General features: G+C 62.8%; 12 protein-coding genes and 1 pseudogene. 9 read left to right on the plus strand and 4 right to left on the minus strand.

The window, feature by feature from the left end:
• Positions 1-749: 749 nt before the first annotated feature.
• Positions 750-1895, minus strand: coding sequence for a porin (locus P3T40_RS09105; protein ID WP_429267366.1), 1146 nt, complete (start codon positions 1893-1895; stop codon positions 750-752).
• A 406-nt stretch (positions 1896-2301) separates the two neighbouring features.
• Positions 2302-3192 (minus strand): annotated as a pseudogene (locus P3T40_RS09110) (LysR family transcriptional regulator); the annotation flags it as partial.
• A 347-nt stretch (positions 3193-3539) separates the two neighbouring features.
• On the opposite strand from P3T40_RS09110, the gene P3T40_RS09115 reads away from it, so the two are divergent.
• The gene (locus P3T40_RS09115; protein ID WP_429267367.1) at positions 3540-4274 is read left to right on the plus strand and encodes an ABC transporter substrate-binding protein; all 735 of its coding nucleotides are present in this window, start codon (positions 3540-3542) and stop codon (positions 4272-4274) included.
• A gap of 315 nt (positions 4275-4589) precedes the next feature.
• Here the strand turns inward: P3T40_RS09115 and P3T40_RS09120 are convergent, their stop codons facing one another.
• Positions 4590-4979, minus strand: a complete 390-nt coding sequence (locus P3T40_RS09120) for a darcynin family protein (protein WP_429267368.1) — start codon at positions 4977-4979, stop codon at positions 4590-4592.
• A 75-nt stretch (positions 4980-5054) separates the two neighbouring features.
• Here P3T40_RS09120 and P3T40_RS09125 point away from each other — a divergent pair, with 75 nt between their 5' ends.
• A complete protein-coding gene (locus P3T40_RS09125; RefSeq protein WP_429267369.1) occupies positions 5055-5678 on the plus strand; it encodes a TetR/AcrR family transcriptional regulator in 624 nt (207 codons plus the stop codon).
• A gap of 14 nt (positions 5679-5692) precedes the next feature.
• Here the strand turns inward: P3T40_RS09125 and P3T40_RS09130 are convergent, their stop codons facing one another.
• The gene (locus P3T40_RS09130) at positions 5693-6340 is read right to left on the minus strand and encodes a lysozyme inhibitor LprI family protein (RefSeq protein ID WP_429267370.1); all 648 of its coding nucleotides are present in this window, start codon (positions 6338-6340) and stop codon (positions 5693-5695) included.
• A gap of 235 nt (positions 6341-6575) precedes the next feature.
• Here P3T40_RS09130 and P3T40_RS09135 point away from each other — a divergent pair, with 235 nt between their 5' ends.
• The 7 genes from P3T40_RS09135 to P3T40_RS09165 all read left to right on the plus strand — a co-directional run bounded on the left by P3T40_RS09135 (position 6576) and on the right by P3T40_RS09165 (position 13803).
• On the plus strand, positions 6576-7361 hold the full coding sequence (locus P3T40_RS09135) for an SH3 domain-containing protein (protein ID WP_429267371.1): 786 nt from the start codon (positions 6576-6578) through the stop codon (positions 7359-7361).
• Positions 7362-7382: 21 nt separating this feature from the next.
• Entirely contained in the window at positions 7383-8372 is a 990-nt protein-coding gene (gene dapD, locus P3T40_RS09140) for a 2,3,4,5-tetrahydropyridine-2,6-dicarboxylate N-succinyltransferase (RefSeq protein WP_429267372.1), read from the plus strand.
• Between the two features lie 109 nt (positions 8373-8481).
• The gene (locus tag P3T40_RS09145; protein WP_429267373.1) at positions 8482-10791 is read left to right on the plus strand and encodes a putative bifunctional diguanylate cyclase/phosphodiesterase; all 2310 of its coding nucleotides are present in this window, start codon (positions 8482-8484) and stop codon (positions 10789-10791) included.
• Positions 10782-11396: a glutathione S-transferase family protein gene (locus P3T40_RS09150; RefSeq protein ID WP_429267374.1), complete on the plus strand. Its 615-nt coding sequence runs from the start codon at positions 10782-10784 to the stop codon at positions 11394-11396. Before P3T40_RS09145 ends, P3T40_RS09150 begins: the two co-directional genes overlap by 10 nt.
• A 280-nt stretch (positions 11397-11676) precedes the next feature.
• On the plus strand, positions 11677-11865 hold the full coding sequence (locus tag P3T40_RS09155) for a hypothetical protein (RefSeq protein WP_429267375.1): 189 nt from the start codon (positions 11677-11679) through the stop codon (positions 11863-11865).
• 147 nt (positions 11866-12012) lie between these two features.
• A complete protein-coding gene (locus P3T40_RS09160; protein ID WP_429267376.1) occupies positions 12013-13407 on the plus strand; it encodes an FAD-containing oxidoreductase in 1395 nt (464 codons plus the stop codon).
• A 51-nt stretch (positions 13408-13458) separates the two neighbouring features.
• On the plus strand, positions 13459-13803 hold the full coding sequence (locus tag P3T40_RS09165) for a cupin domain-containing protein (protein WP_429267377.1): 345 nt from the start codon (positions 13459-13461) through the stop codon (positions 13801-13803).
• Positions 13804-13825: the final 22 nt, after the last annotated feature.

Raw genomic sequence — 13825 nt, forward strand, 5'->3', positions numbered from 1 at the left:
GCAAACATGGCGCAAACATGACTTGTAAGTATAGGAATACGAATGACCTCGTGATGCGATGCGCTGTGAGGCGCTTTTGACGGCGCTATCCGTTCCAATAGCGCTTTGCAATGTTCGAGTCGAGCTTTCAATCTGGCAGGCATTGGCCGCTGCATAGGCGGGTATTAGTTTGACGTCACAGCGTTAAGGCGTGGCAGCGTAATAGGCGATAAATCATTTGAAAACGTGTTTTTCACACAATACTGTTGTGTGAAAAACAAGTGGACTGCAATTGGGCGCTCTGGTGAGCTTGCGAAAGCGGATAGGGTGGACTGCGGATTAGGAAGTCTTCGCCATTGCGCGGGTATCTGTTTCGCTTTTGGCATAACTATTTTCCGCGAAACTGGCGTTATCGTAGCGCCCTTAAGTCTCTAAAATCATCGGCGTCGCTATTCAGGAATTCACGGGCCGCCAATGTACGGCCTCGCCTGGCCGCGACGACATGACGTTGCACTCAGTGCGCCTTGGACGCGAGAGGTCCAGGGTGTGCCGTGCAGCGCTGCCGCAAGGCAGATGTCTCCGAGAAACACTTTTGCCCGCCCATAGAGGCGGGCGTTTTTCTTGGGCGAGCGTATCCGCCCGACAGGATAGTCGCTTGTCAAAGATGCCGCATGCCAGTTCCGCAGCGCCATTGAAAAATGCCGGCCAGCTTTTGGCTGGACGGCATTTTCTCGGTGTCACTTCGATACTGCTGCGATGCTGATATCCGCTTAGAACGTGTGACGGATACCTGCAGTCACGGCAACCTGACTGTTGGTAGCCGATGCCGCCGACAGTCCGTTGATCATCGCGCCAATCGAAGCACCGTCTTCGGTCACGTGCTGATATTCGCCTTGCATGTACAGCTCGGTGCGCTTGGACAGCAGATAGGCTAGCTGAACATTGACCTGATTCCACTTCGGATCGGCACCATTGAGGCTGCCGTCGGTGTACGTATAGGCGCCGGCGACGCTAATGGCCGGGGTGATGGAGTAATGCCCGTTCACTTCATAGTTGTTGAAACGGGCGCTCCCGCCATCCAATGCAATACCGCCGGTCACGCCGGACTGGCTCGCGGAAATCCCGAATGCCTGGTTCAGCAACGTCTGCGTAAAGACGAATCCTGCCGTGGCCGGGCCGAACACGTATTTGACGCCGGCACCCCAGGTGCGCTGGCGGCCTGCGAAGAACGTGTTGTCGCCGTCGAGTGCGCCGTTGGTGTTCGTGATGGCCGCCGACGTGACGTCGCTGTTCAGTTGCAGGTAACCGGCCGCGACGGTCAGGCCTGCGTAGTTATACGAAGCGCCAAAGCTGTACGCGCGGTTGTTCGCAAAGTCGCCCGCTTCGTTCGAGAAGCCGTACAACGCGCCGAATTTGAAGCCACCGTAGTTGATGCTCTGGAACTTGACCGAGTTGTCGACGCGGAAATCGTTGTCGAGGTTGTCGTTGTCGAACGGGTGCGCGAAGAACGTGCCGCCGTATTGCGTGCCGGTCAGTGCCAGCGGGCCGAGGTAATCGACCACGCTGTCGTACTGGCGACCTAACGTGACGGAGCCGTACTGGTTGCCCGACAGGCCGACAAACGACTGGCGGCCAAACAGGCGGCCGTTCTGACGCAGTGCGCCGTTGGTGCCGTTAAAACCGTTTTCCAACGTGAAGATGGCGTTTAGCCCGCCGCCCAGGTCCTCCGTTCCGCGCAGGCCCCAACGGCTCGTATTGATCGCGCCATCGGTTTCTTGCCAGTTGCTGTGGCCGCCCTGATTGCTGGTGTAGGTAATGCCTTCGTCAATGATGCCGTACAGCGTCACGCTACTCTGAGCGTGTGCAGCAGTGGCAACAGCGCCCGTCAGGGCAGCCAACATTACAGCCTTTTTCATATCTCTAGCTCCGGGAACAGAATGCTGATTTGTTTGTATATAGAAGCCCGCGTTCAGGGAACGGCTTCGCGCATTCGCAGGCAATGCAGGGTCCGGGGACTCACTCGCACCTCATGCAAAACGCGTCAGTTCAGGGCAGGTGCAGTGTAAAGAGGCACTTGCGAAGCGAATCCTCGATTTTTAGCAATACTGATTTTTTAGCCAGGAAACGATGCGGGCAGACCGCACGGCAAAGCCTTGATGCAAAAGCGATTCGGCTGTGTACGCAACAAGCGTGGAAGCATATGGGTCACGTCCTGGGCCGTCGCATATTGCCGGTTTGTGGCGTTCAATGATGCGCAAAAACAACGGGAATCCGTACGGTACGGTGTACGGTTTCTTCTCATGACACGCTCTGCACAACATGGGGCATCGGATTGAAATGCCTGTACAGATGATGGATGAACGTGCGTAGCTTGGCGGGGAAATAACGGCGGCTTGGGTACGCGATGTTGATGTCTATCTGTGGCAGACGGTAGTTGTTGAGCAGCGTCACAAGGTTGCCACGCATGATGTCGTGGTCGATCAGATAGCTGGGCAGGATCGCGATACCCATCCCAAGCAGCGCGAACTGGCGCAACATTTCCGTATTGTTGGCGACAATTGCGTTTGTCGGACGCACCCGTACCTCGCCGTCCCTGCCGGTAAACGCCCACTCTTCACCCCAGTAGTCGGTAGAGAGGGACAGGCACGGATACTCGGACAGTTGCTCGGGACGCGTCGGCGTGCCGTGTTTCCGGAGATAGTCGGGCGGCGCGCATACGATCATGCTGGAAGTCGTTAGACGCCGCGCAACGACATTCGGGTTACGCGTCTGCCGCGCTATCACGATGCCGACATCGAAGCTTTCTTCGACCACATCGACCGGACGGTCCACCAGCGTGATATCAGGCATGACCAACGGGTACCGCGTGGCATAGCTTTGCAGCACAGGCGCGAGCGTATGCAGACCGAACACCATCGGCGCCACAATTCGTAAGGTCCCCACCGGCTCAAGGTTGCGCGACGTGACCATCTGCTCGACGTCGTCCAACTCCTCAAGAATGTGGCGGATACGCTCGAGATAGACGTGGCCGGATTCAGTCGGAGACAGACGCCGGGTAGTGCGGTTGAGTAGCCGCGTGCCTAGACGGCCTTCGAGATCGGCCACGTGGCGTGTCGCTACCGCATTGGAAATTCTCATCGCGCTGGCAGCGCGGCTGAAGCCGCCAAGGTCAGCCACCTTGACGAAGATTCGCATTGAATCCAGATCATCCACAGCACAACTCCTACCGCCGTCGAAACTCGGCGAACGTCAGACCTGCGCAGCGTTGCTCGCACGCCTGCTCTGCAAACCGCCAAATTGTATGAGGTCCTCAATGGCCTCACCCTGGCGCTGACATGGCAGCTCGGTCAGATTTTGCAAATCAGGGATACGTGGCCGCAATCGCAAAGAGCGTGTGCTGTTCGAGCACTGCGTTTCGAACAACACTGACACACGCGCGCCGCCACGACCGGGGTGGCTTCCTGCTTGTGGGATTTCATTTACATCGCATTTTGACCATGAAAAGTGCAAAAATGCAGACGTGGAAACATCTACCCATAGCGTCGTCTGGAGACTCGAAGATGACCCTCACGCCTTCCATTCACGCTGCCTTCACGCCCACCGGTAAGCTAAGGGCGTCGATCAACCTCGGCAATCCCATCCTCGTCAACAAGGACGCCGCCACGGGGCAGCCATTCGGCATCTCGATCGATCTGGCCAACGAGTTCGCCCGGCGCCTCAGCGTCGAGGTCGAACAGGTCGTCTTCGACACCGCGGGCAAATCGGTGGAGGCGGTGACGGACGAGCGGGCTGACATCGGCTTCTTCGCAATCGATCCTGCGCGCGGCGGGAGCATTGCCTTTACCGCGCCCTATGTGTTGATCGAAGGCTATTACCTCGTGCGCAACGAATCCGCAATTCGCCGCAACGCGGAGGTCGACACTGCGGACCACCGCGTCGCGGTGGGCAAGGGCAGTGCCTATGACCTGTTTCTCACGCGTGAACTGGGTCACGCGCAAATCGTGCGTGCGCCGAGTTCGCCCGCTGTGGTTCGGACCTTCCTCGAAGAAGGGCTGGAGGTGGCGGCGGGTGTCAAACAGCAACTCGAGGCGGACGCCGCGCTTAATCCCGGGTTGCGTCTGCTGGACGAGCGTTTCATGGTCATTCAGCAGGCCATGGGGACGCCAAGAAACCGTGGCGAGGCAACTGCGCAATATCTGCGGGAGTTTGTCGAGGAGATGAAGTCGTCGGGGTTCGTCGCGGCGGCGCTGGCCCGGCATGGCATTCAAGGGGCCCAGGTGGCGCCTGCCGGGTGAACCGGGTGGTGTTCGAACGTTCGCAAATGGTTGCCGAGGAATGGAAAGGAAAGGATTACGGCGCCAAAAATTCAGGGTTAATCAGATATAAAGATTGCATCTTTCCTGGCCGATATACCTCGTGCAGTGCTAGTGAAGCGCAAGGGCGACGACCCGAAGATCGTCGCGGGGAGGCGCTTCTCTGGCACGGCAAACACACTATATAGCCTGAGAGAAAGCACACAGGACGTTTTACGTTCCCGCCTACGCTAACAGCGTTGCGATCGAGTCCGCGACCTGACGGCTGGGGCGCGAGCGCCAGTGCAGGCGGCGCGCTTACGCCGCGGGCGGCGCCCGCTGCTCGCGCTTGCCATACGCGTTCTCGACGCCGGGAAGGATCTCGACGATATCGAAGAGGCGATCCCAGAATGGCGTCTCCCGCAGCGCTTCCACCACCTGCTCATAGGCCTGGTGGCTCGTGGCATCCCACATCCAGACATCGGTGACGACGCTCGAATAGAACTCAGTGTCGTAGAGCCGCAGGCTCACCTGCCCACGGTACTTGCGCAGAATCGGTTCGACGTGTTCGCGTAACACCCCTGAGCGTTCGGCCTCGGGAAGCTCGAGCCATTCGGGCCGGGTTTTCACGAGCATGAATACGGTCAGGGCAGCGGGGAGGGCGGCGCTATCGGATGCCTCTTTCGCGTGGTTGGGCGAGTCGGTCATGACAGGATTCCTTTCGGGTTGGAGGAGTAGATAGAATATGAGCACTCACTCGCATTCACTACTCGCTTTCCAGCCATGGCCCGAAATCAACGTCCGGATGCGCTTGCGCCCCGCAAGGCGCCCACTCAGCGGCGTGCCACGGCGACCGTCGAGGCAATCCTCGAGGCGGCTGCTCGCATTCTCGAGACTCTGGGGCTCGAGGGCTACACGACCAACGCGGTCGCCGAGCGCGCCGGTGTCAGCATCGGCTCGCTTTACCAGTACTTTCCGAATCGCGATGCGTTGACGGCCGCGCTCATTGAGCGCGAAACGGCCACGCTGCTCGGGCAGGCGCGCGAGGCGGCGCAGGGCGGCACCTGTGCCGAGGTGCTGGCCGGTTTGATCGAGGCGGCGGTGGCGCATCAGATGCGCCGGCCGGCGCTGGCGCGCATCGTCGATTTTGAGGAGCAGCGTCTGCCGATGGGGGAGCGCAACCAGCGCGTAACCGACGTGCTGCAACAGATCATGGTCGATGCGCTGCTGCTTGATGATGCGCCCGCCGTGCCGGACCGCCAGCAGGCCGCGCAGGATGTGCTGGCGATCGCTCACGGCATGATCGACGGCGCCGGCCAGGGCGGTGAAACCGACGCGGTGGATCTGCGCGGGCGTGTCGAAGTGGCGGTGCGGGGGTATCTCGTGGGGATGGCGTCCGGCAGGTAGCGCGTCTTCTGCGCTTACTGTTCCGCAACCGGTTCTGGTTCTGGTTTGGCCAGCGATTGCGCCACGTTCGCCAGCCCGCAGAACCAGTCGCCGCTATGGGGCGGATATTGCCAGCGCGTGTCCTGCTTAAGGACCGTCGCACACTGGTCATGCATGGTGATGCCCGGATCGGCGGAGGTGCATTGCAGCGCAACCGTTGTTCCGCTTGCATTGGCATTGGCATCCGGCTGGACATGCGCGAGCCCACGTCGTTCCGGGTCGCGGGATAGTTCATGCAAACGCGGTGCCGGATCCGGCTCAACTGACTCCGCCGGCTTGCTCGGCTCAGCAGCCGGGCCCTGCCGCAGACTCGCCAGCAAACGCTGCAACTCCTCGATGCGCCCGGCGTACCAGGTTTTCAGACAGGCCTCGTCGGCGCAATTCGCTTCGCGCCAGGCCCATTTGCTGTCGCTATCGGCGCGGAACGCCTTCGGATTGGCGACGGCGCGTCGCGCTTGCCAGTACAGCTTGCCGAGCTGGTCGTCGAGGCCGGACAGATCGGCTCGATGGCAGATCAATTGTTCCGGGACCGAACGGCCCCTGGTGCAATCGAAACTGGTCGCATGGGCCGGCAGATGGTTGAGCAGCAAGCTCGCGAGAACGGCAGTTCGGAAGATCTTCATGGCGGTACCGGCGAAACAGGGTTCGGGTGTGCGATGAATGATCGGCCGAGTTGGAATTGCGCAGACCTCAAAAAAGGGACGAATTTGCGACCTGCTTACCAAATGTTCCCGCTGCCGCCGCGAATGACCTGCGGCGTTCATCGGGATGCGGTACGCTAGCTCAGGCAGCAACAACCAGCAGCAACAACCAGAACACGCAGCGACAATCAAAAACCGCCCCGCCGAGGAGGCCACAATGCGAAGACAGTTCGTGCAGTGCTGTTATGCAGGGTTGACCAGTCTGTTGCTCGTGCCCGCTGCCGTCTTCGCGCAGACGCAGGCCGTTACCAATAGCCCGGTGAACCTTCGCGCGGGGCCCGCACGAGACTATCCGGTCGTGTCGCAATTGCCGGGCGGCGCACCCGTCACCGTGATGGGATGCGTGGCCGGTTACACATGGTGCGATGTCGCACTGCCGAATCTGCGCGGCTGGGTTTACGCTGGCCGTATTAGCTACCCTTATCAAGGCAGCCCCGTGCCGGTGCTGAATTACGGCACGGTGATCGGGTTGCCCATCGTCACGTTTTCGATTGGCACTTACTGGGGCAACTATTACCGTGGCCGGCCCTGGTATCACAATCAGTCGCGCTGGGCGCATCACCCACCGCCACCGCCGCCGCGTCCCGGCGCGGGACGTCCACCCGGACGCCCGCCGGGACCGCCGCCCGGTGGTCCGGGTGGCAGACCTCCAGGTGGACACCCGCCAGGCAACGGCGGCGGACGGCCTCCGGGCGGCCAGCCTCCAGGTAACGGCGGCGGACGGCCCCCAGGCGGTCAACCTCCAGGCAACGGTGGCGCACGGCCCCCAGGCGGTCAACCCCCGGGCGGCCAGCGTCCCGGGGCGGGTGCTCAACGCCCGGGCGGTCCCGGCGGCCCAGGCGGCCCCGGCGGTTCAGGTGGACGCCCACCGGGAGGCGGCGGCCGGCCGGGCGGCGGAGGGGGCGGGGGCGGCAACCAGGGCAAGCCGCCGCCTAACAACTGAGTTTCACTGGAGAAAGGCGCGATGGCATTGGGTGAACACAAGACGGGCGGTGCGATGGCGGTTGGCCTCGCGACCGTGGCCGCCGACGGCACCATTCTCGATAGCTGGTTTCCCGAACCCGAACTGGCCGATGAGCCAGTCGCGGCGGCCGGCACAGTCCGTCTATCGCACGACGAAGTGTCGCGTGCGATCGGCGACGCGGCGGCGAACTGCCTTGGCCCCGACGAGCGCCGGGGCGTCGAGGTGGTTGGCGTGCGTACGGCGATCGCGTCGCTCGCCGAGCCGCCGCTCGACGCCCATGACGTCTACCTGCGCCTCCATCTGCTCAGCCACCGGCTGATCAAACCGCATGAAGCCAATCTGAGCGGACTGTTCGGATTGCTTGCCAACGTCGCATGGACCTCGTTCGGCCCCTGTGTCGTAGAAGCGGTCGCCCAGGTCCGGATGAAGGCTCGTGCCGCGCGCACGCCTTTCGAAGTCACCAGCATCGACAAATTCCCGCGCATGACCGACTACGTGGTGCCGTCCGGCGTGCGCATCGCCAATGTGGATCGGGTCCGCCTCGGCGCCTATCTCGCACCGGGCACCACGGTGATGCACGAGGGCTTCTGCAATTTCAATGCGGGCACGCTCGGCGTTTCGATGGTCGAAGGACGCATCAGCTCCGGGGTGGTCGTCGACGATCACAGCGATATCGGCGGCGGCGCGTCGATCATGGGCACGCTGTCGGGCGGCGGCACGCAGGTGGTGTCGGTGGGCAAGCGCTGCCTGCTGGGCGCGAATGCGGGCATCGGCATCTCGCTCGGAGACGACTGCGTCGTCGAAGCCGGTTGCTATATCACGGCCGGCACGCGGGTGAGCTTGCCGGATGGTTCGGTCGTCAAGGCCGCCACGCTGTCGGGGCAACCCGGCTGGCTGTTCCGGCGCAATTCGCAGAGCGGCGCGGTCGAGGCGCTCTCGCGCAACAAAACATGGGGGCAACTGAATCCGGATTTGCACACGCACAACTAGGTGGCCGGCACGGCTTTGCCATGCTCAATGGATCGATTGATGGGTCCAGGCGTAAACCCCAGTGTGCTACCCGTCCGAACCTGCCGATGTCGGGATAGGGGGCTCAGATATGACTTGCCAGGTGACACCAGGTGACACGGTTGCAGCAGCGTCTGACAGCACCCGCTATCCGTCGGGGATGGCCGAGCAATTGCTGGCTTCCGAGCGCAGCGTATTGCGGCTGATCACGCGCAATACGCCGCTGCCGGAGTTGCTCGACGAAGTGTGCCGCTATGCGGAGGCACTGCTCGGCGAGGGCGCGAGTTGTTCGATCCTGCTGCTCGATGAGGATGGCATCCATGCGCGCGCCGGCGGCGCGCCCTCGTTGCCGAAGTCTTACACCGCTGCGCTCGACGGCGCCGTCATCGGCCCGCAGGTCGGCTCGTGCGGCACGGCGATGTTTTTGCGGCGGATGGTCGTGGTCGAGGACATCGAGACGGATCCGCTGTGGGCGGACTTCAGGCATCTCGCGTTGCCGATCGGCTTGCGCGCATGCTGGTCGATTCCGTTCGAGAACGACGAGGGCAGGGTGCTCGGCGCGTTCGCCGTCTACCATCGCACCCGGCGCGGCCCGAGTCTCGAAGAGGAGGCGGTGCTGCGCAACATTGGCCGCAGCGTCGGCCTCGCGGTCCATCAGGACGCCATCGCGCAACGCCTCGCGCAAAGCGAAGAGCATCACCGTCTGGTCGTCGATCACCTGAATGAGGGCATCGTGGTGCAGTCGCGCGACGGTGTGGTGCTGGCCTGCAATCCGAGTGCGCAGCGCATGCTGCATGCGGGGGCGGACCTCCTCGGCCACGATATCTTTACCGTGATGGTGCGCTCCTATCATGAAGACGGCACGCCGATCGCGAACGCCGAGCGGCCGACGGTGCGCGTGCTCGCGACCGGCAAAGCGGTGCTCGGTATGACGATCGGTCTTGAGCTCACCGACGGCGAGATTATCTGGATCAACCTGAACGTGGTGCCGATCCTGAAGCCTGGCGAGCGCGAGCCGGGGTCGGTACTGATCTCGTTTACCGATATCGGCCCGGTGCGCCAGGCCCAGCAGCAGCTCAAATACCTCGCCACCCGCGATTCGCTCACCGGCCTCTATAACCGCGCCTACCTGACCGAGCGGATGCGCGACCTGTTCGAGCCTTCGGGTCTGGATAACGAGCTCGCACGCGTTGCCGTACTGTTCGTCGATCTGGACGGCTTCAAGAAGGTCAACGACACGGCCGGCCACGAAGCGGGTGATGCGCTCCTGTGCAGCGTGGCGCGCCGGCTCGCGTCGTGCGTGCAAGAAGAGGGCACGCTCGCGCGGGTGGGCGGCGACGAGTTCGTGATTGTCGTGAGCGGTTACAACGACACCGGAGATCTGATCGCTCTCGCGCGCCAGATCCTCGAGACGGTGGGCGTGCCGTTCGCCGTGGCCGGCAACGAGTACTACCTGGGGGCGTCGATCGGCATCAGCCTCTTTCCGGAAGACGGCCTTGATGTGCCGACCCTGATGCGCAATGCCGACTCGGCGATGTACTCGGCCAAGCAGCGCGGCCGCAACAACTTCCAGTTCTTTACCGCGGAGCTGAACCAGCACCTGCAACGGCGCTTCGCGATCGAGCAGTTCCTGCGCCGCGCGCTGGCGGCGGGCGAGCTGAGTCTCGTCTACCAGCCGATCATCGATAGCCGGTGCGGCCGCACAGTCGGCGCGGAAGCGCTCCTGCGCTGGTACAACAGCGAACTGGGCGACGTCTCGCCAGTGGAGTTCATCCCGGTCGCGGAGGACACCGGCTTGATTGTCGCGATCGGCACCTGGGTGCTGGAGCGCGCGTGCGAGCAACTGGCCGAATGGCGGCGCACGCTCGGCCCGGACCTCGTGATTGCGGTGAACCTGTCGCCGCGGCAGGTGAGCGATGGCCTGGTCGAGCAGATCGAAGGCTGTCTCGCGCACTGTGGACTCGGACCCGATGCGCTGGAACTGGAGATTACCGAGCGCCTTTTGATGAGCGACAGCGAAACCGTGCTGCCGATCCTGAGCGCGCTCAGCAACATGGGCGTGCGGATCTCCGTCGACGACTTCGGCACCGGCTATTCCTCGCTGTCGTATCTGAAGCGCTTTCCGTTGCATAACCTGAAGATCGACCGCTCGTTCGTCGCCGGCCTGCCGGATCATCGCGACTCCATTGCGATCACCCAGGCCGTGGTGGCGATGGCGCATTCGCTCGGCATGAATGTCACGGCCGAAGGGGTGGAGACGCCGGCCCAGGCCTCGTTCCTGCGTTCGATCGACTGCGACAAGCAGCAAGGCTATCTGTTCAGCCGCCCGGTGGCGGCAGGCGCCTATGCGCGCAACCTGCAATCCTTCCATCTCGACCCACAAGGTAACGAATGCAACTGATCGGCATGCTGGACTCCCCCTATGTGCGCCGTGTGGCGATTTCGCTGGCCGTGCTCGGCCTGCCATTCGAGCATCGCAGCGTCTCGGTGTTTCGCCACTTCGACGAGTTCGCGAAGATCAATCCGGCGGTCAAGGCGCCGACCCTTGTCGAAGACGATGGCACCGTGCTGATGGAATCGACCCTGATCCTCGATCACATCGACCGTAAAGTGCAGCCCGCCCGCCGTCTGATGCCCGAGGAGGCCGGTGCGCGGTTGCAGGCGCTGAATCTGATCGGCTTCGGGCTCGCGGCCACCGAAAAGGCCATGCAGACGGTCTATGAGCGCAATTTGCGGCCGCAGGAGTTTCAGTTCGAGCCGTGGGTCGAGCGGGTACAGAAGCAGATGCACGCGGCTTATGCCGAACTCGAGACGCGTCTGGCCGGCCGCGACGGCTGGCTGTTCGGCGAGCGTTTGATGCAGCCGGATATAACGATCGCCGTCGCTTGGCGCTTTACGCAGTTCATGTTGCCGGGCGTGCTCGACGCGGCGCGTTATCCGGCGCTGGCGGTGTTTTCCGAACGCGCCGAGGCGCTGCCGGTGTTCATCGGCGCGCCGCTCGAATAACCCCGCGTTGCTCGAATAACCCTTTAGCGCGCGTGGAGGCTGCCGGGCTGGTCGGCCTGACCGCCTCCGAAGCGGCCGTTCCCAATCCGCCGCCGTCGGCCGCACGCCCCGCCGGCTGGCCTTCCGCGGGCCGTTCGCCAGCCTTTGGCGGATTATTCACTTTCCGCGACAAGTCCCTTCGCTTTCCGGCTATTTATCCGCGCTGCGTGGATGCCTAGAATTCCACCATCGAAACGAAAGTAACGTCTTGCCGAAGCGGCGGGACGCGCCGGGAGCGGAAATGCGAGCATTAATCGAAAGACAGCTTTATCACCCATCGGTGGTCCTGCCGATGGTGGCCTTGATGCAAATGATGGTGGCGCAGGATTTCAACCTGAGCCAGGTGGGCCTGATGGTGGCCACGAAGGGCGCCCAGGCGGCGCTGCAACGCTCGCGCGAACTGATCTGCGCAGCGCATTGCCACGGCTGAGCAAACCGCAGCAGATTCGTCACACGTAATCCCAACCTGAAACTGCGGGCCTGCGGGTCCATCACCACCCCTCAAGACGTCACGGCATATCCTCGCGAGCGCTAGTAAGATGGCACAACGCTGCCACCAGCCCTCGGGAGACAAGTCATGCCACAGCACTTCGATGCAGTCGTGATCGGTACCGGACAAGGCGGATCGCCGCTAGCGGTGCGCCTGGGCGCAAACGGCCGCAGGACGGCTGTGATCGAGCGGGCCGAGTTCGGCGGCACCTGCGTCAATGTCGGCTGCACCCCCACCAAAAGTTATGTAGCGAGCGCGCGCGTCGCGCACGTGGCGCGGAACACGGACGCGTACGGCGTGCACGTGGCGGGACCGGTGACGGTCGATCTGGCACAGGTCAAGGCGCGCAAAGACCAGATCATCGGCCAGTCACGCAGCGGCGTCGAAAAATGGCTGCGCGGTGCGCCCAACGTCACCGTGATCAAGGGTCATGCGCGTTTTACCGGGCCGCATACGCTGAGCGTCAGCGGGCCGGAAGGCCAGATCGTCGAGGACCTCGAAGCGAACGAAATCTTCATCAACACCGGCACGCGTGCGGTCGTGCCGCCGCTCGAAGGAATCGAGCGCATTCGCTACTACACTAATTCCTCGCTGCTTGATCTGACCGAATTGCCCGAGCATCTGGCGATTGTCGGTGGCAGCTATATCGCGCTCGAATTCGCCCAGATATTCCGCCGTTTCGGCAGCCGGGTGACGGTGATCGTGCGCGGCGAGCGCGTACTTGCCCGCGAGGACGCCGACTTCGCGCTGGCGGTGCAGAAGGTGCTGGCGCGCGAAGGCATCGAGTTTCGCTTTGGCTCGCAACCGCACCGTGTCGAACCGCTCGACGGCGAACGTGTGCGGATCGATCTCGGCGGCGCGCAGCCGGCTATCGAGGCCTCGCATCTGCTGTTCGCCATTGGCCGCAAGCCGAATACCGACGACCTCGGCCTCACGGCAGCCGGCCTTGAAACGGACATGCAGGGCATGATCCCGGTCGACGGGGCGTTGCGCACCAGCGTGCCCGGCGTGTGGGCGATCGGCGATGTCAACGGCCGCGGTGCGTTCACCCACACGTCCTATGACGACTACCAGATCGTGGCTGCGAATCTGTTCGACGGCGGCACGCGCAGCGCGGATACCCGCATCATGGCGTATGGGGTTTTCGTCGATCCGCCGCTTGCCCGCGTGGGCTTGTCCGAAGCCGAGGTGCGCGAGTCCGGCCGCGCCGCGCTGATCGCGACCATGCCGATGACGCGGGTCGGCCGCGCGCGCGAACGCGGCGAGACTGACGGCTTCATGAAGGCGCTGGTCGACGCAGAAACGAAACAGATCCTCGGTGCGGCGATTCTCGGTATTGAAGGCGATGAAGCGATTCACACGTTCATCGACATCATGACGGCGGGCGCGCCGTATCCGACGCTGCAATACGCCATGCATATCCATCCGACCATCAGCGAACTGGTGCCGACCCTGCTCGACGGTCTCAAGCCGCTGAAGTAGGGCGCACGGCCTCAGTTCGATGCCTTGCAACCGCTGATCCAGGGAGTCGCCATGCCGACCGTCGGCAATCTGTTCCGAATCGGTTCAACGCAAGGGTCCGACGAGCGCTTCGATACGCTCGTCGAGCAGGGCGGTGTGACGATCGAGCGGATCATCTCGACTGGCCAGGCGAGCGCGCCAGGCTTCTGGTATGACAGCCCGCGCGACGAATGGGTCGTACTCCTGACGGGCGCAGCGACGCTTGAATTCGAAGGCGACCCGCAACTGCACGTGTTGCGGCCGGGCGACCATGTGCTGATCGAGGCACATTGCCGGCATCGCGTCGCGTGGACGCAGGAAACCGAGCCGAGCGTATGGCTCGCGGTTCATTACGCCCCGGGTGGCGGGAATGTCTGAACGGAATATCTGAGTCCCGCAC

The sequence above is a fragment of the Paraburkholderia sp. EB58 genome, from assembly GCF_050436665.1.
Classification (GTDB): Bacteria; Pseudomonadota; Gammaproteobacteria; order Burkholderiales; family Burkholderiaceae; genus Paraburkholderia.